Genomic DNA, 25,267 nt, shown 5'->3' on the forward strand with positions numbered 1-25,267 from the left:
CTGTGTGAATCTGTTTTTTAGGCGGGATGCTTATGAAAGTCGTAATGAAACCCATCGAAGTTATAGCCTCCTTCAAAATTGACGGAATGTCCACACCATTAAGGTTTAGAATCGATGAACATGATTCCCCTTCCATCATTACCGTTGAACAGGTCTGTTTCAGGTCCGAGGATAAATTGGCAGGCAATAAAATGATTACATTTCGCTGTCAGAGTACGATTAACGGATTACTAAAAGTATTTGAATTGAAGTTTGAACCAGGTACCGGCAAATGGTTTTTGTTTAAGATTTAGGAGTGACTTTTTTTGAGCAGGCGTATTATTTTTCATGTCGACGTGAATTCAGCCTATCTCTCATGGGAAGCAGTCCATCGGCTTCAGCATGGTGATCCTTTGGATTTACGAACTGTGCCTTCCGTTGTTGGCGGCAATCAAGAAACACGGCATGGTATTATTTTAGCGAAATCGATTCCATCCAAAAACTATGGCATCGTTACAGGCGAATCTCTCTTTGCAGCAAAACTAAAATGTCCGAACCTGATCATTGTCCCGCCTAATTATTATCTTTATATGCAATGCAGTTCCGCTTTTGGCGATATATTACGGGAATACTCCCCACTAGTTGAGCAATACTCGATAGATGAATACTTTCTGGATTATATCGGAATGGAGAAAGTGCTTGGTGATCCGATTGCCGCTGCTTACCACCTAAAAGATCAGATCAGGGAGCAATTAGGCTTCACCGTCAATGTCGGAATCTCCAGCAATAAACTTCTGGCTAAAATGGGATCGGAGCTAAAAAAACCCGACAGGGTTCATACACTATTCCCTGAGGAAATGCCTGTTAAAATGTGGCCGCTTCCGGTGGCAGAACTTTTTGGTGTCGGCAGGGCAACCGCACCAAAATTAAATGACCGAGGAATCTATACGATTGGGGATCTGGCTAATGCCGATCCCAATCAACTAAAGCTTTTTCTCAAAAGTTTTGGCTTTCTGATCTGGAATTTCGCCAATGGCCGAGACGAATCCTTTGTCAAGATCAATCGGAGGCCGATAATCAAAGGTATCGGCAATTCGACGACGATTGCTTTCGATGTAACAGATACACCAACAGCGCATCTTGTCTTACTCTCTTTGGTTGAAAGTGTTGCCGCCAGATTGCGTCAGGCAGACTATTTAGCTCAGCTTGTCTCTGTTTCTATCCGAACCAATGACCTTTATTCTTACTCCCACCAACGGAAATTGTATACCCCTACCGATTCCACGAATAAGATCCATAAAATTGCCTGTGACTTATTCGACGAAATCTGGAAAAATGAGCCCATCAGGCACCTCGGGGTCCGGGTATCTGAACTGTGCACCAACAGCTTTATTCAACCGAGTTTATTTGAACAGGATATAGAAAAACAGCGTGCCATGGATCACGCTGTCGATGAGATTCGTAGTCGATTTGGTCTGAGATCCGTTATGAGAGCTTCTTTCCTCCATAGCGGGCTGAGTGCCATATCCGGCGGAACGGTTACTGACGAGGAATATCCCATGATGTCCAGCTTATTATGATTATCTAGCAGAATAGTACTGCTTGTTTATTTATCGGCTGAATGCATTCGTTTAAATCATATTTAGGTGAATCTACTTTTGGGGATACTTCATAATGATTCATTTGCTTGGCATTATACGGGATCAATAGCGATTTAAGCAAAATCGGATCACTTAGCGTTGGGTCAAGCCAAATTTCTTCTTTTTCTTTATCCAGGATAACCGGCATCCGGTCATGAATGGATGCCATTAACGCATTGGCTTCCGTAGTAATAATGGAACAGCTGTCGATTGTTTTTCCGTCTAGACTCGTCCAAGAATCCCATATTCCAGCAAAGCCAAATACGTTCCTGTCTTTAAGCGTAAAACGATATGGAATCTTACTTTTCCCTTCTCGCTTCCATTCATAGAAACCATCAGCCAGAACCAGGCACCGTTTTGTTTGAAAACTATTTTTAAAGCTTGGTTTTGTATCAACCGTTTCTGCTCTGGCATTTATCATTTTGCTGCCACTGGATGGATCTTTAGCCCAGAAAGGAACAAGCCCCCATTGAAACAGTTTTACATGGTTCATTCCGTCATTGGTCATGGCGAGAATCGGTTGCATCGGTGCAATGTTGTAACGCGGTTTCCAATCAATTTCGTCAGTAATTTTCAGGATTTCTGCAACTTCTTGAAATGTTAACGTCAAGGTGAATCTGCCGCACATAACGCATTCACTCCGTCTGTTTGATCTGTTTTCATTTCTTATCAAAAATAATATTTCATAACTCCAATGTATGTCATCTATAAAATGCCTCAAAAAACCAGGTCAAAAAACGCACTTTTTTACCCTAATTTTTGCCCATTTTTTGTTCCAAACCACTACATCTTGTGGTCTAAGTTCCTTATCTTTCCTTCATTTTCATGCATATGCCATACGAATTCGCCTTTAAGCTTTACAAGCTTGACATATGACTCATTGATGTCACCAACAATTTTGGGACTCCAGTACTCACTGAAAGTATTCAGCTTTTCATTAATATTTATTTTTTTCATTTTAATTTACCTCCAAGTTCAGCATTAATGATATTCTCTAACTATTTTTTCTGCAACAGGACTACAACTTCTGTATGCCTTGAGGATACAAAAAAGATGCCGCATCCCTCTGGAACCCCCTTGGCGGCATGGTATATTTGGTGTGATTAATTCCCCCAAGCCATAGAGCAGATGATTTGGAGCAAGTAACCAATAACAGTTCTCCACTGGAAAAAATTAATCTATTTATGTCGCTGTTCAGAGGTAGGGATGATGTATATGCAAGGAAATGGCAGAACAAAGAGGGTAAATTCGGATATTCGCCTGTTTGCCTGAATGAGTGGGCTAAAGAGGTTTGCAATAAACCTAAGACTAAATGTTCAGGTTGCATGAATAAGGATTACGCAATCTTTGATTTAGCAGCTATCGATAAACAGCTAAATCACATGCTCAATATCCTGTCCTCCGGCATTAATAATGGGGCTAAGATCACAATAGTCACAAGGCCGGAAACGGATTATAAGGAAAAGGATAAGTCTGCTTTTTTAGATATGCTTAATTCCATACGATTAGCAGGTGCAAATCTTATTTTCAAACCAAATATACACGGATGAACCGGTTAATTAATAATTTATTGGATATGGCTCGTGTCGACAGCGGAGTTTTACAGCTCAACCAAGAAGAGTGTGACATCTCGGATATATTGGTGTGGCGGTGAATGAGGTTGATCCTTTTCAGATGAGAAAGATCAACTTCAATTTTGAATGCACATTAGGCTGCCTTTTCATAACAATAGGGAATTACTATATTCTCCACTTCTATGTCTCCGTCTTTTTTGGTTATTATAGAATATCTGGCATGTGGGCTGCCAGACTCCATAGAATGCTTATATGGTATGTCATCTTCGTAAGCTTGTAATCCAACACTTCCTGGATTAATAATCATCTTTCCGGAAGATACATACACCGTTCTTGATATATGACTATGTCCACAAAGTATAATTTGCTGATTTATATTCTTCAGGTCCTTTATCAATTCGATTTCAGGTCGCAAACTTATATTATTTTGAGTAATATTTTCAAGTAAGTATTTATCATCGACTTCAGGTGTACCATGACAGAGGAAATAATTATCTTGAAATACACATGTACTACTTAATGATTTGAATAGGCTACACTAAACTGGACAGTTTTCTTAAGGTCTTGTAAATTAAAAGTAATAATCAAAGGAGCAAAAGACAATGACCAAAAGAGAACGAAGATCTTTTACCGATGAATTCAAGAATCAAATGGTTCAGTTATATCTGAACGGCAAACCGAGAGCCGAAATTCTGAAGGAATATGATATAGGTGGTTCAACCTTTGACAGATGGACGAAACACCATGAGAAAACAGGTTCATTTCGTGAAAAAGATAATCTTAGTGATGAACAGAAAGAACTCATAAAACTTCGCAAAGAAAACCAGCGCTTGTTGATGGAAAATGATATTTTAAAGCAAGCCGCGCTGATCATGGGACGAAAGTAGACGTGATAAGGCAAAATGCCCACAAATACTCGGTATCAGCAATGTGTAAAGTCCTACAAGTGAATCGCAGTAGTTATTACTACAAATCAACCTATCAGGAAGTTGAAGACGATGTTGAGCAGCACGTTATCGAGATTTTTGAATCAAATCAACGGGTCTATGGTACCAGAAAGATTAAGATTGAGCTTCAAAAGAAGAATTTAACAGTCTCTCGTCGCCGAATCGGTCGATTGATGAAGAAAAATGGCTTAGTTTCAACATACACAGTAGCTCAATATAAGCCATTCAAAACCAAATGCAACGAAGCTGAAATCAAGAATGAATTGAATCGGGAATTTGAAAAAGCGGTGCCATTGGAGACCGTTGTTAGCGACCTGACATATGTTCGAGTAGGAACCAAATGGCATTATATCTGCCTTCTCGTTGATTTATTTAATCGGGAGATAATTGGACAGAGCTGTGGCAAAGCGAAAGACGCTGCCCTGGTATATCGGGCTTTTGCTAGCGTGAAGTCCAATCTACATAATATTAGGATGTTTCATACAGACCGTGGCAGCGAGTTTAAAAACCAGCTAATTGATGAAGTAATTTCAACCTTTAATATTCAGCGTTCTTTGAGTATGAAGGGCTGTCCTTATGATAACGCCGTATCCGAGGCTACCTTCAAACTAGTTAAGACAGAGCTTGTGAAAAACCGACGCTTTGTATCACTGGAACACCTAGAGAATGAATTGAAGTCTTATATTAAGTGGTTCAATGAAAAGCGAATTCATTCAACACTAGGCTACCTTAGTCCTCTGGAGTATAAAACCATTTACCTTAACAAATCTGTCTAGTTTACTGTTGACAATCCAATTTTATCCATTCCACCGATTGGGCATCTAGATCTTCCAACACATATCTCATAGTCTGATGTATATTAGTTTCGCCTATGGATTCCAATATAATTCTATCCTGATTACCTGATATACTTATTATTTTTTCACACATGAGTATTTTTGCTGTACTGTAAGGCTCTATAGGTCCATATAAGGAATCCCCTAAATTTACGATACAATCTATACCTCGTCTTCTTATATCTTGCAGCACCGACTCTAAAGCCCATACATTCCCATGAATATCTGAAATTACCGCAACTGCAATGCTCATATCATTTTCCTCCAGGCGATTATTCAATATTACTTCAGTAAACAGTTCCTAAATAAAACAAGTTATTTATTTTTAATTTTTTGCGCTAATTCTTTCAGATCAGAATCAGTATAATCAGGTTTTATCCCAAATCGATCAAATGGTTTATTAAGCCTGTTAATCCACCCTGCTATAAATCCATATGATTTAGAACCGGCTACGTCCCAGTCATTTGATGAAACGAAAAAAATTTCTTCTTTATTGAAACCTAATCTTTGAGCAGCCAAACGATATGCATCAGGTTCAGGTTTATAAACTTTAAAAGCATCAACACTTATAATGTCATCCAAATACTTGTTTAAAGTTGTATTCTTTGCTAATTCATTAAGCATCCATATATTTCCGTTTGATAAAATAGCCAGCTTTCGAGGTCGAAAAATATCCAACGCTTCTATCACTTCAGGATAGGGGCTTAAGTATAAATATTCATTTAAAATTTTTTCTAACAATTCTTCATCATATCGTAACTCAAGTTCTTCTAATGTATAAATAAGTGCATCTTTTGTTATTGACCAGAAATCTGTATATTTATCCATCAAAGATTTTATCCATACATAATCCAGTTGCTTTTGTCTCCAAATTTGACTAATCTGCTTACCTTTAGTCGGATATATTTCTTCGCACTTTTTCATAACCGAATGCACATCGTATAAAGTACCATATGCATCAAATAGAATTGCCTTAATTATAACCAATCACTCCTTTTGATTTACTCATTTTCTGTTTTTAGTATATCACGCAAACTAATATTATTAAATTTGATAGTTTCAATATATTCTATTATAATTTATAATACGAATTATAAAGGAGTGATGAACTATGGAAATAAAACAATTAAAAACATTTTCCGCAGTAGCAAAAACAGGAAGCTTCAGCAATGCTTCTGAACTTCTTGGATATGCACAGCCAACTGTTACTACTCATATTAAGCTATTAGAAGATGAGCTTAAATTAAAACTATTTGAAAGACTTGGGCATAAAATCAAACTTACTGAAGAAGGAAAGCAATTACTCTATTATGCCGAAAATATAATAAAGTTTTCGTCTGAAGCTTTATCTTCTTTTTCCGAAAAAAATACAAAAATTGGTAAAATCACAATCGGGGCAAACGAATCCTTTAGCGTTGTACGTCTACCTATTATATTAAAAAATTTCATTCAAAAATACCCCAATGCTGAAGTAAATTTAAAATTTGGATCAGTAAAAGAAATTTATGAAGCATTGCATAACAACGAAGCTGATATTGCTTTTTTCCTGACACGCGAAGTAAGTTACTCAGACCTTGTTGTTGAGACATTGATTGAAGAAGATATTGTTGCGGTTGTTCCTCCCAACCACCCTCTAACTTTGAAATCTTCAGTTAGTATTCTTGATTTTGAAAATCAAGATTTAATCATTACACAAGAAAACTGTACTTATCGGGCAATGATTCAGGAATTATTAAGTGAAAGAAATATTCATCCCCACTCTATAATAGGAATAAATAATATTTATGCTATAAAACAGCTTGTAATGAGTGGTCTTGGAATTGCTATTTTACCGCGTATTTCAGTAGAACAGGAAATTGCCCAAAAGCTTCTGGATACAGCCCTTTGATATATTCCTTGACTCGATTTTCAATTATTTCCGGTGTCCCTTCTTTAAACAACTCTGTATGGACTCCCACGGCATAAGCCTTATGAAAAGTATTAGCAAGCTCGCGGAAAGTCTTCAGATCCCTGCTGGGTCCTTGCTGAGGATCAGGGTCAAGATTTGTCATGATATATGTTCCTGTTGAAGCCTGGCGGGCCAAAAACCTTGTCCAATCATCACCAAGAAGGTGCAAGCCCCAATAATAGTGCATAAATGGCAAAGGACTGGCACTTTGAATCATTCTGGCCAGATACGGTGTGTCGAATTCCCAAAGCTGCTCCGGCCTAAAGTTGGGCACGCTGTTCCAAGCTGCAATAGATGTAATCCCATGAATCCCGGTTTCTTTAAAAGCCTGAGCAAACTTTATGGCTGCCTGGGTACATGCCTCAACCACTCTGTGCATTAAAAGAGGCTTTGTTTTCATCCATTTAACGGCCAGAGGGTATCCCAAGATTTGTACGGCCACCGGGAGAGGCTGCATCGGCGTGGCAATTACTGCATACTCACCTTTTGTCTTTTTCACGAGCTGCTTAAACAGTTCCAGTCTGACCGGCATACGCCCTTCGGTACGTCCGTCCAAAGCTGCCACTTTTTCTTCCAGTTCTTCAACATCACGTTCACAGGTTATTGCTTCTTTAACAATTTGAGGGTTTGAATCTTTGGGTCTCTTTAAAGTACACCCTAGGATTTCAGCCTCGACAACGGTCGTTTCAATCCCTGGAAATACTACGTCATAGTCGAATTCTTCAAAAAATTTCACTATCGCATCCGAATGCTTTTCGGGATCTGCGGCCGCTTCACTGCAGGAGTAACCATACCGGTTGACAATCCATTCCGTGAACAAAAATCCTGTCGGTATCCTATCGGCATGTTCTTGGAACACCGTCAGAATGATCCTCTCAATGTGCTGCAGTTTCTGGCCCTTGTCCCTTTTGCCAATGATGTTTTTTACCATTTCTATTTGCTCTTTACTGGCCATATTAATTATTCACCACCTATCAATCTTTTTGCTTCGCGTATGGCTCCATCAGCGTCCTCAGCATATCCGTCGCCACCGATCCGTTGAACATATTGTGGGAATACAGCTACTCCTCCCATAAGCACTTTCACTTTGTCCCGCAGAGATTCTTTGACCAGCAGGTCCATTGTGTCTTCAATCCCTTTTAGGGTGGTGGACATGTAAGAACCAAGGCCTAAAATCTCCGGTTGTTCCTTTTTTACCGCTTCAATAAACGTATCAGCTGGAACATCTACTCCCAAGTCTATTACTTCAAAACCATCTGCCCTTAATAGCGCGGCAATGATATTCTTACCGATGTCGTGGACATCTCCTTCAACGCTACCAATTACTACTTTTCCGATAGATTTAGGAGAAGCATCACCCGTCATATAAGGAATGAGTATCTGTACGCCGGCATTCATTGCCTCACCAGCCATCATTAGCTCAGGGAGAAAATATTCACCTGTCGCAAATTTCCGACCTGCTTCTCTGGCTCCCGGTGACATTCCATTGATTATTTCTGTTGGAGTTAATCCTGCTTCAATCCCTTGACTCACCAATTCTTTGGTTAGATCATCATTACCGTTCGAAACTGCTTCAGTTAGCTGTTCTAAAATTTTTTTGCTCATTACATCTAATTCCTTTCTTTTTCTACTTTAATTGAGTCCTTTTGAAGTGGCCACCTTCAAAAAAATTTCACCCGTCCCAAGGAGTGTTTTGTCTAGGAAAAGGTTATTGAGATAATAGATTCTATTTTATTTGATTAGTCCCTCTGGATTAATTTTTGTTGATCTGGAGAAAAATTTTGAATTTTCGTTTAATCGATATCCTTAAATACTTAATATAGATAAAATATAATCTTAAAGGAAAATGGAAAAAGATGATTTGCATCCCAAGAATACAAAGATATGGCTAAGAAAGCTGGTGGAGTATGAGTGACAATAGTGAACTGTATCACTAATTACCTATAACTAGCGGCATAATTAATGTTACCTTAGTACCTTTGATATCCCTGCAATCCATATGCCTCGCCAAACGACCGTCTCAATCTTTGATGGATATTTTCCAGACTGGAACCAGGGCAATGGCACCAGTGATCACTTTCGGTAAAACGTCGAGTTTCAATACCTATTCCGTCATCAATGACATTGACTAACAAACGATTTCCCTGGATATCCTCATCAACCTTTATTAATAGGCGGTGTTTGCCGGGGACCGATTCGAACCCATGTTTGAATGCATTGTCTACCAGTGGTTGTAAAGTATAAGGAAGAATTTTCACGTTTAGATGTTCTTTTTTTACTATGATTCTTACGTTAATCCGGTTTCCAAACCTTAACTGTTGGATGCTCAAGTAAGAACTTATATGATCTAATTCCGTTTTCAAAAAGACCATTTCGATATTTCCCTCGATACCGTAACGGGCCACATCCGCTAAAGCAAAAACAGCTCTCTCAGTCTCAACTGCTCCTTCGGCAAACGCCAATCGGGCGATTACATTTAAGGCGTTAAAAAGGAAATGCGGGTTCATTTTGGCCTGCAGTTCCCTTAGTTCTGCATGTTTCAGCATCAACTGGTACTCAGTAATTTCTTTTTCCAGATTGCCTGTTTTTTGGATTTCTCGAAGCAGACGCTCTTGATAGGACATCAATTCTTGTTGATAACGGGAAAGACTTTCGGAAACTGTAAGATAATTAGCCAAGGTAGAAATTAATCTTGCAACGGCTGTAAACCGATCACCAGAAATCTTAGGGATAGTACTCAAATGTTTTAAATAATTCTCGTGTGGTCCATCTGTCCCTCCGGGCAAAGATTCCGCTTCCATGAGCTGAACTGGCCCGGTAATTAAACATCCTAAAAGAACATCATCTCGGGAATATAGAGGAGCAGAAATTAGAGTGAGACCGCAATGTCCTTTATAGACCTTGGAACTTTCATTGTTATAACTATTTTTCAAACCCGTTTCAAAACAGTATAAACATTGAAAGAAATGCTTTTTATTAGCAAAATAGGACTGGCACCAATTAGGGAAAGACCCTAATGGGGGAGATATGGGAACTGCTCTGTTATCAATGAAGACAATATTAATCGCTAAGACATTAAAAAACATATTATTAATTTCTTGCATTGTTTCTCGTGTAATAATCTCAGCTAAGTGGTATGTCCTGTCAATAATGGTACTTATTCTATTAATCGCCTTTGCTTTATCGTTGCTTTGCGCCACTACCATTCCCCCTTAGCAATTCTAGTTATATTATTAGTAGTAGTTATGCAGTTCTAGGATAATACTCCCAACTCCATAACCTTAGTTACAAAGATCGTGGCCAAAATTTATCAATAAGCCTTGAAAAATGCTCGGTTGCCGTGTCGAAATAGACTTGGATCAACTGCTCGCAACAGTGGATCAGAATCAAACATTTATTTCACCTTCTTTTCGTATCGTATACTTGCATTATTCTCTACAAAACCGAGGATCGATCCTCTACCTTTAGGATAAAGTTCCAAGATTTCAGTAGGAAACAAAAATAATTTTCAATCTAGAAGTCGGAAGAAACATTAAGCAGCATAGTAATTTCTTTAAAACCTCCTTTTTATTAGTGGACTGGTTTAAGTGTATATTTTAAAGAAATATATTTCTGTAAAGTATTTTACAAAAAAAAGAGCTGTCTTTGGTAAGACACTCCTTCTGAAATATAACTTAATTTATATCCAGTTTTTATAAATTCCTTTTACTACATATTGTCCACTAAATAGAACATTCGTTGATTAATCATAATGACACCTTCATGTTTAAGTTCGTTAAGAACATTAGTAACCATGACTCTTGAAGCATTAACCAGATTGGCCAACTCTTGGTAGCTTAAGATAATGTTTATTTTCAATCCCTCTGGAGTCAATTCTCCATGATCCTTCGCGACCTGATGCGCTATCGGTTTAAGTTGACTAATTTTATGTCCAGCGAGAAAAATCGGCTTCAAAACAGCTTAACGGTTTCTAATATTCAGCTTGGCAATGTGGTTTCAGATACCTTCGGTAAAAGCTCCATGAACATCATTGACAAGATCTTGGAAAATCCGCTTGATACCTCTTTTGACATCGAGCCTTTGATCCATGGTTCCATGAAGAAGAAGGTTCCTGAACTCGAACTCGCGATCGACGGATTGATGACACCCGAACAAGCAGGAAAATTAAAAGTCATTCAGCGACATTACGAAGACCTAAATTCGTGTAAAGCGGGCCTTGAAACAATTATTCTTTCCCTTGCCAAGTCCTACTCAGAAGAAACCAACCTCATCTTAACTGTTCCGTCGTTTAAAAACCTGTTTTCCGCTATTGCCATGGTTTCGGAAATTGGTGTAAAAATGGACGTATTCCCGACAGCTAAGCATTTATGTTCCTGGGCAGGACTTACTCCCACTAATAACGAGAGTGCCGGCAAGAAAAAGTCAGTAAGGATTTCAAAAGCGGGCTGTTACATTAAGCCACTATTAGTACAGTGTGCAACCGCCGTTGTCAAAAGTGATAAGCACCCTGAAATCCGAAACCGCTACTTAAAAAAGAAGCGTCGAGGTCACAAACGTGCAATTATTGCTATTGCACGAATGCTGCTAACTGCAATATATAACATCTTGAAGAACAAAGAGCCCTATAACCCTGAATTGTACAAAAAATCGGACGTTCTTCCAGTAGAACGTGAAATTACGATAGAGCAAGCGATTTTATTGGCAAAAGCCCAAGGTTACCGTATTATGTCGGTAGCAACATAACCAACCAAAAACCATATTTACCCATTTAACCATTATTCGATGGCTTATTTGTTGTACCTATTTACTTCGGTGGTTAGAGTTACTGTCAATTTCAGACTTGCCCTCCTGACATTCAAAGAATGTCATTAACCAATTAACATCATTAATATAAAATATTAATGGAATATTCAATAATTTCATTGCAAGAACTGTTCCAATCTATGTGTTTATATATTTTTATTATCAGAGCTTTAGCCATTTGTAAATCCATCCTTTGATTACATAATTGACCAAGCTAACTAAGTGAGTAGATACCCACCCGTGCGAATGAATAAGTCGCAGATAACGTAAGCGTCAAATAATTCCTACATAGTTTCATTTTTTTGTGCATGAGATAATCTTCCTAAGACACAAAGTGAGAGGTTTTATCGATGACACAAACGATAGTGGCCTAGTGGCTGTTTTCCACGTAGTACTGAGGAACATCTACAAGGTAAAGACCGCCCTAGGTAATAAAATGTTCCCCTAGTTATTAGATATAAATAGCAGGTTACTGCCATAAATAAGTACCTATTTCTTAAATATCTCTTTCATCTTGGAAGAAAAAAACAACTCACCTTCTGAATTGATGACCAGTCCCGAACCATTCACTTCGTCTATCAATTTCAGACCCTTCTCTGCACCAAGCACAAAAACAGCCGTAGCCAATGCATCCGCTTGTGAAGCCTGAGACACGATTACCGTGGATCCACTCACTCCTTGAACAGGATAACCAGTACGTGGATCCATAATATGACTATATTTTTTCCCTTCAGCCCAGAAGAACTGTTCATAGTCACCTGATGTATCTATGTCTTGATTTTGCATTTGAACATAGCCAACTACCTTTCCCTTAGCAACAGGATTACGGATTCCGATTTGCCAAGGGCTATTGTCACTTTTTTGGCCAATGGTGAAAATGTTTCCTCCCGCAGATACTAGAGCTGAAGTAATACTATTCTTACGAAGGATGCTTACTGCCTGATCTACAGCGTACCCTTTGGCAATACCACCTAGATCGAGAACCATCCCCTTCTGAGCTAGAAAGACTGTCTTTTTCTCTTGGTCCAAAACTACCTTCCTGTAATCTACCAGCTTCAAGGTTGCCTCTACCTCCTGAGCTGATGGCACCCTGTGTTGCCCCTCCAACCCAAAGCCCCACAGGGTCATAATCGGTCCGATTGTTGGATCAAAAGCGCCTTGGGTCATCTCTGCAACCTCTATAGATTGTTGGATGGCCTCAAAAGTCAAATCCGAAACCTCAACTGGCTTAACTCCAGCAGCTTGGTTAATCCTATCCAGTTCGCTTCCCTTTGAGAACTTATCGAGTTTCGAATCGATTTCATTCATACGGTTCAACGCTTGTAAACCAATGCTCTTAGCTCCCCAGCCATTCACCTCTAGGGAGACTTCAGTATCAAACAAAAATCGGGTTTCCTGATAATGCACATTTTGGTTATATAGTATGAATCCAATCCACCCACACAGGCAGGTGAAAAACAAAATGAGAGATATTTTCAGAAATCGTCCTACTTTCATATCACAAGTCCTTATGCTGAATTTTCCAAAGAAATACTATCTACAGAATGCGTATTACCAGTTTGTTGGGAAGGCAGGTGATCGTCTCGCCGGACTTCGTGATCGAGCCCATCAAGGAACAGATCTTTTTTTCACAGATGTTATTGTCTTCAGGTAAATATATTCGTCCCTGATCGAATACGATCCGTGCGGTTCCGTTTTGGACAGGGATCAACAATTCCTGCTTGATTTCAAGAGGGATCAAACCTTCCTTCACAACTTTTCCATCGATTGAAACTTCCCAACGGTCGCTTCTCAATCGTTCGAACGATTGCGCAAAAATATGTTTATTACCAGCCAGAACACCGCCCATAGCAAGAGCGCCTGCGGCCACACTACCGACCAAAAATTTACGCCTACTTATCTCATCTATGGGCTTATCGACTTCATTATGTTTCATTTATCTTTCCACTCTCATCTTTCTCTGCTTCGCTTGCAGATCTGACAGCCTTCCTTAATAAGGTCATCGATTGAGATATATTTGAAACATATTAACTACAATCATTAGAATAATGCTACTAATTAACACCAAGAACACAACGTCTTTAAGATTTATCTCGAATTTCATCAACGTACCGCATTCCTTAGTGTGTACTGTTTCAAGAACTGTCATCTTTTTATGACTCAATTTATCAATTCTCCCATTAATGAATTTTTTAAAGCTTCTTAAATTTAAAATAAATTCATTAAAGACCATACCCGGACAAAAAAATCGACACCAGAATCTCCTGATTAGAAGTGATGGAAAGAGCACTAGGGGTAGGATAAACCATTCAATGCCAAAACCTTGTAACCCAAATAAAGTAGAATAAGGCTCATAACCGGCAAAGCCGGGGGATCTAAGTAGGATGGAAGCCAATAATGCAAAATATACCAAGAAATATTTGATCTTAGAGGCTTTCGTTTCTATTTTTTTGTTACAGCATTTAAAACTGCCTCCGCCAATCTTACTTAAAATTTCCTGCAAAGCACCAAACGGACAAAGCCAGAAGCAATAGAGGTTTCTACCAACCACAAAGGTAATAATTGGCATGCCGATCAGCAGAATATACCAGACCAGGTTCTCCCGAATGGAAGGGAAATTACCCATTAATAGCGCCGCCACGTTAGCCAGAGAAAAAGGAGTATTAAATTTAAAACCTATAAAGATTAGGCTGCCAATTAAGGTTACCCATCTTAATTTTTTGTTTTTTAATACAACCCCAATTAGCATCAAAATAACGAGCAACAGTACAGATATCTCTTTTGCACCAAACTTAAAAGCAACTTCCTCATCCGAAACATCCAATTTAAACTGGGTTCTTGCTACAGCGTGACTTCCCTGGGAGATTGCCTTAGCTATTCCGCGGGAGGTATACGTTGCCCCGGAGATACTATCAATATCTTTTTCAATGTTCAATGACTCAGTAATGTCCTTGCCAATGAACTGCTTAAGATAGCCATGGTTCAAAACCATCTGAACAAAAGAAGGTGTATCTTTATGGTTTACAATAATTGCTTTTTGGATTTTCCCTTCCAAATCAATTCCTGTAGCCATCTTAATCGGGCCGCCATAACCCACCGCCTGATCAATAACTACATAGCCAACTCTTTGCGTCTTTCCATTCTCACCTTGAACTATTCCCTCATATGTTAAAGGAGAAGACGCAACCTTTTGGAAGGATTGGGCTTGAGGAAGGACTTCTTTGGCAAATGGCAGTAAATCTTTTTCGGGTAACACCCAACTAACAAATAATGAAATTACTAATGTCAATACAGCAATGATCTTAATCACATTTTTTGTTTTATTCTCTACTTTTTTGTTAATCATTGTGACCTTACCCCATCTTTTGTACCAAATGGATGTTCTTATGCCTGAATTTACGATAATATTTGTTGGAGATCATAAACACATGGGAAGGGGAAGCGCTTCCCCCTCCCCCTTCGTTCTAATAAAACTTTTAATCTTAAAACCAATTATGATAACTATATTATCAATTTACTTATTTACATTGCTTAGGGCTTTACGTACTCTGACTTATGCCACCAGTATGATCTTTTTTAGATGCAGGAATTCCTCTTATAATTATTGTCCTGCTTAATGCCCCGATAACAACCGTAATACTTCCAAAGATAAGAAAACCTACTCCTGCAGCTTGAGGAGTACCCTCTAAAAGGCAGCTCCATGACCAAGCAATAGTAAACAATAAAACCATAAAGCTTAAGGCAATTCCTGTCCAGCCAAGCCAAGTAATTGAAAATTTCGTATTCTTCCTCCAGATGTTAACGCCCCAACCAAAACTAGCAACCAACAATCCCAGGACAAAAGTCATCAGGGCCATGTTCTTTACCTCCTTTTATTATTTCCACCAATCTGCTATCGCTTTTTCATCATTCGGCTTTCCGTATCCAAAAATATCATCCATATCTTTCATGAATGGAGTAATAACAGGTGCTCCTACTAGACTCCTAATTAAGGTATGGTGCCAGGCTTCCGGCTTAGTAAATGGGCAAGCAGCTATACAAGCTCCGCAGCAGTTTCTGACGTTATCACGCGACCAGAATTCAAAGCACTTCACCGGGTCAACATACCATCTCTTTATTCCCGAATTTTGCATTTGCCCACGAGGTCCATCAATGGTAGGATCTTCATAGCTAATAGCTTGAGGGGCGCATGCTTCAGCGCATTTTTTGCAGGTTTTGCAAAATTCAGTTACTCCGAATGAAATAGGTTTATCATGATTTAAAGGCATGTCAGTAAATACTTCACAGAGTCTAACATTTGGACCAAATTCAGGCGTAATCATTAGCCCCGACCTGCTGTATTCCCCCAGACCCGCCTGAATAGCTATAGGTATAGCTAATGCACTGTCAGCTCCGATTGGAACCGCATGATATCCCAGATCTTTAATAAACATGGATAAACCGAATGCAGCATATCCAATCTGGGTATAACTTAATCCATATTCAGCTGATCCTAAAAAGGACGGGGCACACTTTGTTCCTTCTAGCGACTGTGGGATAATCATCGAGATTACATGCTTGGGCTCAAACCCAAAATCCGGAGGGATAAATTTCAGACTTTCACCCTCAGGCGTTTTAACAAAGGCAGCCGTTTCAGTAAAAACCCAACGTTTGTCAAAAGGCGCTATCCCAGCTTTAGCAGCGCCGAAAAATCTAGCTATTTTTTTTACTGCCATCGTTCCTTCTTCGGCACTTTTTACACCGGGGGAATGAATATTTCTCTCCGGATCGCCCCACCTAAAGTTCAGCTCGGGCACTTTGGGATGCCATTCAAAAAAACCTTTATTGGCCCTGCAGGCGCTATTTTCCCCGTTAAGATAATAATCAACGGCCCAGCTTGCATGAGCAGCCGCACCATCAAGTACAGTAAGACCGGGCGAACCATCTGTCTGCCAACCATTCCATCTTACTTCAGCAAAACGCTCTCTGAGTGCTAGAGGTTCGGGTACTCCCAATAAAGCCTGGCCCCATATATTCCTTTGATGGGTAAACGGTTTGTAGTCTGCCGGGATATTAAAGGGAAGTTCATCCAGTTCCTTGACCGTTCCAGCATATACCTGTTTGGGATCGATAAGTGATTTCCCTCCCAATGCAGTAGCTGCAGTGGCAATTGCAATACCCGAAGAAGCTCCAGCTCCAAATTTAAGGAATTGTCTGCGATTAATTTTTGTTGCCGGCTTATCGTTGTTACTTTTTTCCTTGTCCATTGTTGCCGGCTCATCATTGTTACATTTTTCTTTTTCCATAAGTTGACCCTCCTTTAGAATATCGCTGAGTTTGGTGTTTTCATGTCCTTTCGAGTGCATCAGAGCAGCCGCTGCTTCTACAATCTCTTGACGTTTATCTATCAAGTTCATCACCTTCCTGTACCTACCGGTTGGTACAATATTAAAATACCATATCACTAGTTCTCTGTCAAGTTTTCGTCCAAATCTTATCTCCAAGATCGCTGGCGAAATCAAAAATGAACTACTCTTTAAAGTTGTCGAAAATCAGTTGCAGCCAGTGTTCCAAGTTAAATTTTCGATGAAGGAGGTCCACTATACAAAGTTATATACATTTTATTGAACAATACTGAGGCCTTTTTTGATTTTTGTAAAGTATCTAACATATTGCTTTTAAACCCTATGTTAAAATGAGTCAAGTTAAGTTGTTTGATCCAATAACTTGAGGTATGAAATAGCTCAGAGAAGAGGTGATATTAATATGGAGGTGCGCATAGTCGCCTGTGGTATCTTTCAACTTGAGCTTGAGCGAGCACTAGAGGAAATAAAAGCGGAATGGGCATCTTCTGACGAGTTCAAAGTTACTTATACAACCCCGGCTTTGCACGTAGACTATACTAAACTAAAAGATGGCATCACTGAAGCACTGGATAAGGTGACCGAAGAAAAGATAGTCCTCTTTTTCGGTTCTATATGCCATCCTGAGCTTAGCGAATTTACGGAAAAATTTCACGTTATTAGGCAGCAACCCAAGAATTGTATTGAATTGGTTTTAGGTCAGGAAAGACAGAAGGAGTTAGAGGCATCCGCTCGGGTTTTTTATCTTACTTCAGGCTGGTTGCGGAATTGGCAAAATATATTCAGGCATGGACAGGGCTGGGACGAAATAGACGCCAGACAGAATTTTGGTTTCTATGATAAAATTTTACTTCTAGACACTGGTGTTTCGGAGTTTAATCATGTGGATATCCTGGAGTTTTATGAATATACTCAGGTACCAATCGAAATTGAGAGAGTCGAACTAGACGTTTTTAAGAAGCACGTGCTTGAAACTTTAAAAGAAGCATTAGCCCAAAAGCCTCCCCTTACAGCGGTTTAATTGAGTAAATACTCGAAAAATATTTAAGGAGTGAATTTACATGGTTCTAACTGAAGAAATTAAAGAAGTTATATCAAATGCTCCGTTTATTCCCATTACCACTGTTTCCACTAATGGAGACCCGCACATGATCATAGTGGGAAAGGTAGCGGAAGTCAGAGATGGGGACATCCTGGGGTTTGGTATTTATAAAATGGAAGTTACCCAACAGAACATCAAGGATAACGGAAAGATGCAGGTTGTGATAGCGACAATGGAAGGTGGACCCAAAGGCTTCAGGCTTGAGGGCCAAGCCTGTATAGAAGAGAAACTGGTATTATTTAAAGCAGATAAAGTACAAAAGCTGCTCTAGAAATTTCTAAATGCACAATAATCTTCCTCGGGACAGATTAGCGTCGCCGGTCATAATGTGAGAAAGACCTCGGTGCAGTCGTTATCAAGGGTCCTCGGGCTTGTCCTACAGGACCCTGAATCTCAAATCATTGGTCGGACAGTAGAAGAAGATATCGCGTTTGGTCCTCGTAACTTTCTGGTCCCGTTAGAAGAGAATTGTCTAGGGAGGAGGGGTTCCCAAGTTTTCAAATTATTCTATCGTACTCTAATAGAATAATAATTATTTCTAAAGCAACAGGTAACACGTTATCTCTAAGCTTCCTTACATCACATAAAGCCTTATCCACTGGAACCGCGCCATGATCTAAAAAATCAACAAGGTTACCACTGAGCGAATCCGGTAGCGCTCTAACAAAGGATTCTGGCTGCATTAAAAATATTAGCCCAGGTGAATATCTATGTTTGAATTTGTTATCTAAGTCATTATACTCTTTTGAATCAAACAACAACTGAACAGCTTGGTTCAATTGTTCGTTTTTAGATAATGTCTGTAACTTACCGACTTTACTGAAAAGACTGTTAAAGGACAATGCTTTTTCGTCTTTTTGTTTATTGCAAACATTGATGCCGTAAATATAACCAATGTTATCTAGCATATCATGGGATAGACTCATGATATTCAAATAACAATATGAAGCCTTTGACATTGCAAATAAAGAATCATAACCATCTACATTAGTAATTGTTTCTATTAATTTATCAAACTCCAAAGAAATACTCAGGATTCCAAGCGTACGGGATAAGCAACCGCTTGCCCACACGCACAATAACCCTTGACCCGCATTTGCAAATTTTTGTAATAATTTGATTCGATTTAAAACGGTAGAGCTAACACTTTCCATGCAATCATAAAATTCTTTTGCTAAATCCACAACGTGTGCTCCTTTTAGTCAATCATATAAAACGAACACGTTCACCAAGACAGCCACCCCGGCGGGTCTTACCACACAAGGTGCGACATTCTAGGACTCAAAGAGATCATAGCTTTCATTGTTTGTTATTTCTTCGCTCGATAGGGAGACATGAACTTTTCATGTCTTTCTAATTGTTGATCCAGTTCATCCTCTGTTATGTCCGGAAGGTTATTGATATGGTTTAGAATTGCTTGAACATCTTTGCTTTGCTCACTTATAGTATTAAGAAATTCCCGTTCATCTTCAGGAATTATTGAAAATATCAAAGCGACTTGGTGTTCTTCTAGAAATCCACCTAACGGAATTTCTAACCCAAACTTCTCAAATATTGGTAAGGACTGTGAACCAATCGGATATTTCAACAGCATAGTAATAACAACATCAGTCACTGCCCTTGTCATAAAAGACTCATACATTTGAAGTGATTTTTGCGAGAACGTGCTATAATTGGCCAAATTTAATGCTTGTGAACTGTATCCATACCCCCTAGTATGAACAAATCCTCCTAGTTCGTTCAAGGTTTTCGACACCCGTTCTCTGAGCTTGAATTTGGTGTCGAAGTTTCGAAACAACTCAATTCTATCAAGGCTTTTGAATATGTCTCTTTGCCCCGGTGTACGTCCCTCCGAATGAAGCCAAGGTTGGACTTCAATATGCTCACAATCAATAGCAGCGAAGGAAATCCCCAACATCCCTAATTCCATAAATGATCTCAAAGCAAAAAAGGCATATGAGTAGAAGCCCTGAAGGGCTAATTCAAGTGAACTTCTTAATTCACACTGTGATTCCGAATATGGAAAGTAATGGCCCGAATCCAGGTTCACGTTGGTAAATGGAATCAAATCACCTATCTCTTCATAAATCAGCAGATTTAAATGCAGCCTTTGCTCAAAACCCTGATTTTCGGAAATGAACTTTATTGATGTACTATATGTTTCGTCACAATGCGAATGATAAAGCTCATGCTTACTGACCAAATAGGATCACCCCCTAGAAAACAGCTTATTATTTCCGCATTTTCCCTACGTAACAGAACCTACTCTCCTCTTTCATTCTACATGCTTCCTCTAATTCCTCCCAAAATAGCTTAAAACAGCTGCTATTTCTCCGGAAAACAAAGCCAGAATGTCCAAAAGACGACCCGCAATACAAATCAAATATAGTTCTGCGTACGCCTCTTACTCCAAAAAGACTATATGCCTGCTCAAACCCGCTCATACCAAGGCTTTCAGTCACCCTCGAATAGCAATAGGTAAAGCTTTGATATGATCTCCACTTTTTGCCGGCTAAGTCGGAGGGATTGCTCCCTCTTTCTCGCCTAAGAACCGTACGTGTTGATTTCCCAACATACGGCTCAAGCATACCTTTCTCCAAAAGTGATTTAAAGCACTCCCGCCAATCTCTTGCCCTTGATAACTTTGTAATACTGGGCAATTTGTGCTGGCATTGGGATTTCTCCCTTTGTTGGGAATGCCTTGTGATAGTCTATGTGGCATGAACTGTGAACTAGTTGAAGGTTCTTGTATGCACCTGTTCCACCCTGTATTACAGGATGTTTATGATGTGGTTCCAGGTCCTCCTTAAAATTCACTATGCTCATTCTACACATGGGGCAAACGTAGTTCTGCTTTTTAGCTAGTTTCTGCCGATAGGCTACATTGTTCAAGTCAAATTCCCGTTGGTCTCTCTTTGCAAAATATTCTTTGAGAGTGACATCATATGGGGAGTAGTTGTACTTGATCTGCTGATGCCTGACAATAGGCGTCCATGCCATTTTCTTAAGTTGATTGCCAGTATTCGGGTCTGTCAGAATCCACTTGTTTCTGCTCTGTCCTGTTTTGTCCGGTTTGAAGTATTGGGCTTTAATCCACTTCCAGCCCTTTTTGGGGTGGGAGTGGATTAGAAACCGATATATCTTCTTCCAAATATAGTTGTCCATAGCAGAGAAGATCTCTTTTGCGACCGTTCTGCACCAGTAGTTAGCAGTGCCGATGATTACAGGGTTCAGCCTATTGATTAGAGTCTGCACATTGTTACCGTATGAGCTTTCTACAATATCCGCAACCTTTGTCTTGAAACTGCGGATACTGCTTTTTGACGGTTTAATCAGCAACTTTGCACCTGTGTGTGTCGTGTATCTCCTAATATTGAAGCCAAGAAAGTCAAAGCCATCGGAGATATGGGTTATTTTTGTTTTTTCTTCCGATAGCGTTAAACCTCTGTCACGCAGGTAACTACCTAGTGTCGTGTAAGGATTTTCGGCTTCCTGTTTCGTTTCACACAGGATTACAAAATCATCAGCATATATACACATTGTGTAGGGGGTGTGGTTTTCATAGCTGGTTTTTTTCCCGTGGTGAACCAGAGTATAGTTAATCCCCAACTCTTGCTCCATGCCGTGAAGGGCAATGTTTGCTAAAAGAGGAGATATTATTCCACCTTATGCAAAGAAAGTAGTTATGCAAAGTAAAGTCGTGAAACACTGATGGAATCTGAAGTTATGTTAAATTTACTTTGCATAATGTCCAAAATGATAATGAGTAATTAACTCAAAATATCTTTTTGGAGGGATTCTTATGCATAACAAACCGTTACCAGTACTTCTAGAAGAACTTGAGCAGGAAATGAAGCGCCTCGGCTATACAGAAGCTACATTAAAGTTTTATCGCCGGCGTTGGCAGATGCTTATGGAATTTGCCAAGTCACGTGCTGAAGTATACTTCAGCGAGCAGCTTGGAATTGACTTCATTGAAAAATACTTCGACATTTGGAAAAAGGATTTTGAAAAAACTCTTTCTCAGCGCGATACTCAGGAGCTGCGTGTCATCCGGATAGTAGGCGACTTCCAGCTCCACCGCACTGTTTTAAGACGGTATTATAAACATCGAGAATTGCTTACCGATTCGTATTACATAGATATCAGCAACGATTTCAAAAAATACTGCGAACGCAAAGATTATTCCAAGGTGACGGTTGAACATTACGTGAAACAATCGCAGCGTTTCATGGATTATCTTATTTCTCAAGGAATCAGTCACTGCTATGATATTAGGCTCCCTGTTATCAACAGCTATATCCGAACACTAGCTGGGTATACCTATAAAACTGTGGAACAAATCATATGTTCCATACGTTCATTTTTAAGATATTTACAGGAGCAGGACATCCTGAAAACAGACTTGGCATCCAAGACACCAATGGTTCAGGCTCGTAAACAGACACGCATCCCATCTGTCTGGACGAAAGAAGAATTGGACTTACTGATAGGTGCCATTGACCGTGGAAATCCAAAGGGGAAACGGGACTATGCCATTATTCTTCTAGCTTGCGTGTTAGGTCTTAGGGTTAATGATATCAAAAACCTTACTTTTGGTTGTTTCCGCTGGGAAGAAAATAAACTGATATTCGCCCAGTCAAAAACAAGGGAAACAGTCAACCTACCAATTCCTTCTGAAGTGGGATGGGCTGTCATCGATTATCTGAAATATGGCAGGCCCAAAATTGATTCACCGATTGTATTTGTGAGACATTTGGCACCATTTCTGCCTTTTTCAGAAAGTGATCATCTGCATCAGTTAATTCGAGATTATATGCGGATTGCCCATCTGCCGACCTTGAAAAAGCACCGGGGTATGCATTCGCTTCGCCATACGGCGGCTTCAAGAATGCTTGAGCATGACACCCCTCTTGCTGTTATATCAGATATACTGGGTCATACCAACACGGACTCCACGGCTGTTTATTTGAAAGTGGATGTCAATAAACTGAAGGAATGCTGTTTAGGTACTCCGGAGGTGGATGTGTATGAGTAATTACCTGTTTAAAGGACCATTTGCAGAGCATATTGAAAACCATGTCTCCCTGAAGAAAGCAATCGGCTACAAATATGAGGCAGAAGCAAGGCATCTATTGCGGTTTTCTTCCTTTACTGAACAAAAATATCCTGAAGCAACAATGCTTACAAAGGAAATAGTGTTAGATTGGTGCTCAAAAAAAAGTTATGAGGCACAGGCCAATCAGTGTACGAGGGCTTCGATCCTACGGCAACTTGCCATATATATGGACAGTGTGGAGATTGGCGCATACGTCCTACCGAAAGGCTATTACCCCACGGAAGAACAATATGTGCCTCATATCTATACGGAAAATGAACTGCAGCGTTTCTTCCATGAGACAGATCAATGCCACTATGTCAGTGAATGTCCATATCGCCACCTCATCATGCCAGTATTCTTTCGTATGGTTTATTCCTGTGGCCTTCGTTCCTCAGAAGCAAGACTCCTGAAAGTATCAGATGTGAATCTTGAAACAGGCATACTGTCCATTCATCATTCAAAGAAAGATAACAGCCGATTGGTTCCGATGTCAGACGAACTTACAGAACGATGCCGGAATTTTTCTGCGAATGTGCATATGTTCTTAAAAGAAACTGATTGGTTCTTCCCAGGATTAAATGGAAAACCAATGACTTTAGGGAACGTTTACCACAATTTCAGGCGTTTTTTATGGAGAGTTGGCATTTCTCACGGCGGGAGGGGAAAAGGACCGAGAGTCCAAGATTTTCGACATGCATACGCGTGTCACTGCCTAAAAAAATGGGTTATACAAGGAAAAGACCTTGCAGCATATCTTCCAGTACTGAAAACATATATGGGGCATGATTCTTTTGAGGAAACAGCGTATTACCTTAGGCTGACTGCTGATGTTTTTCCGGACATATCTATCAAATTGGAAGGATGTTATCCAGACATCATTCCAAGACTGGAAGGTAGTGCCGATGAAACCGACTGATTTTGCTACCTACCTTACAGAATTCCTTTCCATATATCTGCCCGGGCAGAAAAATGCAAGCAGAAATACAATAGCGTCCTACCGTGATACCTTTAAATTATTAATCCGGTATTGTCAGGAACAGAGGGACATCCCTGTCGAAAAGCTGAAGATGAGTATGCTGACAAATGGGCTGATTACTGATTTCTTGGAATGGATTGAAAAAAGTCGCAAGTGCAGCATTGCAACTCGGAATCAGAGGCTTGCAGCCATACATTCCTTTTACCGGTATGCACAGTACGAAGAACCGTCAGGAATACTTCATTTCCAAAAGGTAATAGCCATACCAATTAAGAAGACATCCAAACCATCGGTACCACATCTGACGCCTGAGGCAATGAAACTTTTATTATCACAGCCTGGCAAGATGACATCAAAAGGCAGACGAGATCTAACACTGTTAAGCGTCCTTTACGACTCCGGATGCAGGGTGCAGGAATTAGCCGACCTCAAGGTGCGTGATGTTGTACTCAATAATCCAGCAGTACTTATCCTTACAGGAAAAGGTAATAAGGTACGAAGGGTTCCACTGATGAAAAACACTATGACTTTGTTGGAGCATTATATTCAGGAGAATTCCCTTGATAAGCCCTGGAAAAGTGATTATCCTCTCTTTATTAATAAGCAGCACAACAAGCTCACAAAGGAAGGCATAGCTTACATTATTTCTCAGTACGTTAGTTTAGCAAGAAAGATATCCACGATTGTGCCGGAGAAAGTGATGCCCCATATGTTTCGACATTCGAAAAGCATGCACCTGCTGCAGGCCGGTGTCAACCTTATCTATATCCGAGACTTTCTTGGGCATGAGGATATCAAAACCACCGAAATTTATGCAAAGTGTGATTCTGAGTTGAAACGCAAGGCTATTGAGAATGCCTATCCAGATTTGGTAGATAGTAATCTTCCTGATTGGAATAAAGATGCTGCATTACTTGTCTGGCTTTCGAATCTCAAGTAGTCCAGATATTATGCAAAGTAAATCTTGATGAAACACCCGAAACACGGTAGCTTTAGGGATTTACTTTGCATAATCATTT

25 protein-coding genes and 2 pseudogenes are annotated in these 25,267 nt (G+C 39.7%); 11 read left to right on the forward strand and 16 right to left on the reverse strand.

Annotated elements, in window-relative coordinates:
* Positions 1-32 precede the first annotated feature (32 nt).
* A complete protein-coding gene (locus tag DHBDCA_RS05650; protein WP_015043229.1) occupies positions 33-293 on the forward strand; it encodes a hypothetical protein in 261 nt (86 codons plus the stop codon).
* Positions 294-305: 12 nt separating this feature from the next.
* The gene (locus tag DHBDCA_RS05655) at positions 306-1,559 is read left to right on the forward strand and encodes a DNA polymerase Y family protein (protein WP_015043230.1); all 1,254 of its coding nucleotides are present in this window, start codon (positions 306-308) and stop codon (positions 1,557-1,559) included.
* Between the two features lie 4 nt (positions 1,560-1,563).
* Here DHBDCA_RS05655 and DHBDCA_RS05660 read toward each other — a convergent pair whose 3' ends face one another.
* Complete coding sequence (locus tag DHBDCA_RS05660; RefSeq protein ID WP_015043231.1) at positions 1,564-2,247, reverse strand: SOS response-associated peptidase; 684 nt, start codon at positions 2,245-2,247, stop codon at positions 1,564-1,566.
* A 179-nt stretch (positions 2,248-2,426) separates the two neighbouring features.
* Positions 2,427-2,576: pseudogene (locus tag DHBDCA_RS05665) on the reverse strand (oxygenase); the annotation flags it as partial.
* A gap of 176 nt (positions 2,577-2,752) precedes the next feature.
* Here DHBDCA_RS05665 and DHBDCA_RS15555 point away from each other — a divergent pair.
* A complete protein-coding gene (locus DHBDCA_RS15555) occupies positions 2,753-3,169 on the forward strand; it encodes a TOTE conflict system archaeo-eukaryotic primase domain-containing protein (RefSeq protein WP_015045250.1) in 417 nt (138 codons plus the stop codon).
* Between the two features lie 626 nt (positions 3,170-3,795).
* A protein-coding gene (locus DHBDCA_RS05680; protein WP_144020272.1) for an IS3 family transposase occupies positions 3,796-4,916 on the forward strand; the annotation gives its coding sequence in 2 pieces (ribosomal slippage) (positions 3,796-4,045 and positions 4,045-4,916; 1,122 coding nt in all).
* Position 4,917: 1 nt separating this feature from the next.
* Here DHBDCA_RS05680 and DHBDCA_RS05685 read toward each other — a convergent pair.
* Positions 4,918-5,229 (reverse strand): metallophosphoesterase family protein, encoded by a 312-nt coding sequence (locus DHBDCA_RS05685; RefSeq protein WP_051014019.1) that lies wholly within the window; start codon positions 5,227-5,229, stop codon positions 4,918-4,920.
* Between the two features lie 62 nt (positions 5,230-5,291).
* Entirely contained in the window at positions 5,292-5,963 is a 672-nt protein-coding gene (locus DHBDCA_RS05690; protein ID WP_015043235.1) for a haloacid dehalogenase type II, read from the reverse strand.
* A 124-nt stretch (positions 5,964-6,087) separates the two neighbouring features.
* On the opposite strand from DHBDCA_RS05690, the gene DHBDCA_RS05695 reads away from it, so the two are divergent.
* Positions 6,088-6,864: a LysR family transcriptional regulator gene (locus DHBDCA_RS05695; RefSeq protein ID WP_051014022.1), complete on the forward strand. Its 777-nt coding sequence runs from the start codon at positions 6,088-6,090 to the stop codon at positions 6,862-6,864.
* Here DHBDCA_RS05695 and DHBDCA_RS05700 read toward each other — a convergent pair.
* From DHBDCA_RS05700 to DHBDCA_RS15940, 4 genes are all read right to left on the reverse strand, one after another.
* Positions 6,800-7,879, reverse strand: coding sequence for a uroporphyrinogen decarboxylase family protein (locus DHBDCA_RS05700; RefSeq protein ID WP_015043237.1), 1,080 nt, complete (start codon positions 7,877-7,879; stop codon positions 6,800-6,802). The two genes, DHBDCA_RS05695 and DHBDCA_RS05700, sit on opposite strands and share 65 nt — an antisense overlap.
* 5 nt (positions 7,880-7,884) lie before the next feature.
* A complete protein-coding gene (locus DHBDCA_RS05705; RefSeq protein WP_015043238.1) occupies positions 7,885-8,529 on the reverse strand; it encodes a cobalamin B12-binding domain-containing protein in 645 nt (214 codons plus the stop codon).
* Positions 8,530-8,894: 365 nt separating this feature from the next.
* Positions 8,895-10,124, reverse strand: coding sequence for a sensor histidine kinase (locus tag DHBDCA_RS05710; protein WP_015043240.1), 1,230 nt, complete (start codon positions 10,122-10,124; stop codon positions 8,895-8,897).
* A gap of 508 nt (positions 10,125-10,632) precedes the next feature.
* Positions 10,633-10,878, reverse strand: coding sequence for a helix-turn-helix domain-containing protein (locus tag DHBDCA_RS15940; RefSeq protein ID WP_081580508.1), 246 nt, complete (start codon positions 10,876-10,878; stop codon positions 10,633-10,635).
* Here DHBDCA_RS15940 and DHBDCA_RS05715 point away from each other — a divergent pair.
* A pseudogene (locus DHBDCA_RS05715) lies at positions 10,810-11,667 on the forward strand (transposase); the annotation flags it as partial. The gene DHBDCA_RS15940 and the pseudogene DHBDCA_RS05715 sit on opposite strands and share 69 nt — an antisense overlap.
* 549 nt (positions 11,668-12,216) lie before the next feature.
* Here DHBDCA_RS05715 and DHBDCA_RS05720 read toward each other — a convergent pair.
* The 5 genes from DHBDCA_RS05720 to DHBDCA_RS05740 form a co-directional block, all read right to left on the reverse strand.
* On the reverse strand, positions 12,217-13,110 hold the full coding sequence (locus DHBDCA_RS05720) for an FAD:protein FMN transferase (RefSeq protein WP_144020274.1): 894 nt from the start codon (positions 13,108-13,110) through the stop codon (positions 12,217-12,219).
* Positions 13,111-13,264: 154 nt separating this feature from the next.
* Complete coding sequence (locus DHBDCA_RS05725) at positions 13,265-13,663, reverse strand: NusG domain II-containing protein (RefSeq protein ID WP_193352139.1); 399 nt, start codon at positions 13,661-13,663, stop codon at positions 13,265-13,267.
* 63 nt (positions 13,664-13,726) lie between these two features.
* Complete coding sequence (locus DHBDCA_RS05730) at positions 13,727-15,073, reverse strand: FMN-binding protein (RefSeq protein WP_015043245.1); 1,347 nt, start codon at positions 15,071-15,073, stop codon at positions 13,727-13,729.
* A gap of 193 nt (positions 15,074-15,266) precedes the next feature.
* Positions 15,267-15,584 carry a hypothetical protein gene (locus tag DHBDCA_RS05735; protein ID WP_015043246.1) on the reverse strand — a complete coding sequence of 106 codons (318 nt, stop codon included), beginning with the start codon at positions 15,582-15,584 and terminating at the stop codon, positions 15,267-15,269.
* Positions 15,585-15,602: 18 nt separating this feature from the next.
* On the reverse strand, positions 15,603-17,117 hold the full coding sequence (locus DHBDCA_RS05740; RefSeq protein ID WP_242824980.1) for a reductive dehalogenase: 1,515 nt from the start codon (positions 17,115-17,117) through the stop codon (positions 15,603-15,605).
* A gap of 355 nt (positions 17,118-17,472) precedes the next feature.
* Here DHBDCA_RS05740 and DHBDCA_RS05745 point away from each other — a divergent pair, with 355 nt between their 5' ends.
* Both DHBDCA_RS05745 and DHBDCA_RS05750 read left to right on the forward strand, forming a co-directional pair.
* The gene (locus DHBDCA_RS05745) at positions 17,473-18,090 is read left to right on the forward strand and encodes a DUF1638 domain-containing protein (RefSeq protein ID WP_015043248.1); all 618 of its coding nucleotides are present in this window, start codon (positions 17,473-17,475) and stop codon (positions 18,088-18,090) included.
* Between the two features lie 40 nt (positions 18,091-18,130).
* Positions 18,131-18,442 carry a pyridoxamine 5'-phosphate oxidase family protein gene (locus DHBDCA_RS05750; RefSeq protein ID WP_015043249.1) on the forward strand — a complete coding sequence of 104 codons (312 nt, stop codon included), beginning with the start codon at positions 18,131-18,133 and terminating at the stop codon, positions 18,440-18,442.
* A gap of 226 nt (positions 18,443-18,668) precedes the next feature.
* Here DHBDCA_RS05750 and DHBDCA_RS05755 read toward each other — a convergent pair whose 3' ends face one another.
* The 3 genes from DHBDCA_RS05755 to DHBDCA_RS05765 all read right to left on the reverse strand — a co-directional run bounded on the left by DHBDCA_RS05755 (position 18,669) and on the right by DHBDCA_RS05765 (position 21,831).
* Positions 18,669-19,355 (reverse strand): hypothetical protein, encoded by a 687-nt coding sequence (locus tag DHBDCA_RS05755; protein ID WP_015043250.1) that lies wholly within the window; start codon positions 19,353-19,355, stop codon positions 18,669-18,671.
* A 125-nt stretch (positions 19,356-19,480) separates the two neighbouring features.
* Entirely contained in the window at positions 19,481-20,374 is an 894-nt protein-coding gene (locus DHBDCA_RS05760; RefSeq protein ID WP_015043251.1) for a hypothetical protein, read from the reverse strand.
* Positions 20,375-20,778: 404 nt separating this feature from the next.
* Positions 20,779-21,831: a group II intron reverse transcriptase gene (locus DHBDCA_RS05765; protein ID WP_343205473.1), complete on the reverse strand. Its 1,053-nt coding sequence runs from the start codon at positions 21,829-21,831 to the stop codon at positions 20,779-20,781.
* A 142-nt stretch (positions 21,832-21,973) separates the two neighbouring features.
* Here DHBDCA_RS05765 and DHBDCA_RS05770 point away from each other — a divergent pair, with 142 nt between their 5' ends.
* Genes DHBDCA_RS05770 through DHBDCA_RS05780 form a run of 3 tightly spaced genes read left to right on the forward strand, consistent with a single transcriptional unit; the run spans position 21,974 to position 25,188 of the window.
* Positions 21,974-23,209 (forward strand): site-specific integrase, encoded by a 1,236-nt coding sequence (locus DHBDCA_RS05770; protein WP_015043253.1) that lies wholly within the window; start codon positions 21,974-21,976, stop codon positions 23,207-23,209.
* The gene (locus DHBDCA_RS05775) at positions 23,202-24,188 is read left to right on the forward strand and encodes a tyrosine-type recombinase/integrase (protein WP_015043254.1); all 987 of its coding nucleotides are present in this window, start codon (positions 23,202-23,204) and stop codon (positions 24,186-24,188) included. Before DHBDCA_RS05770 ends, DHBDCA_RS05775 begins: the two co-directional genes overlap by 8 nt.
* Positions 24,175-25,188, forward strand: coding sequence for a site-specific integrase (locus DHBDCA_RS05780; protein WP_015043255.1), 1,014 nt, complete (start codon positions 24,175-24,177; stop codon positions 25,186-25,188). The genes DHBDCA_RS05775 and DHBDCA_RS05780 overlap by 14 nt, the downstream gene beginning before the upstream one ends.
* Positions 25,189-25,267: the final 79 nt, after the last annotated feature.

Origin of the sequence: Dehalobacter sp. DCA (assembly GCF_000305775.1) — a bacterium.
GTDB classification, from domain to species: Bacteria; Bacillota; Desulfitobacteriia; order Desulfitobacteriales; family Syntrophobotulaceae; genus Dehalobacter; species Dehalobacter alkaniphilus.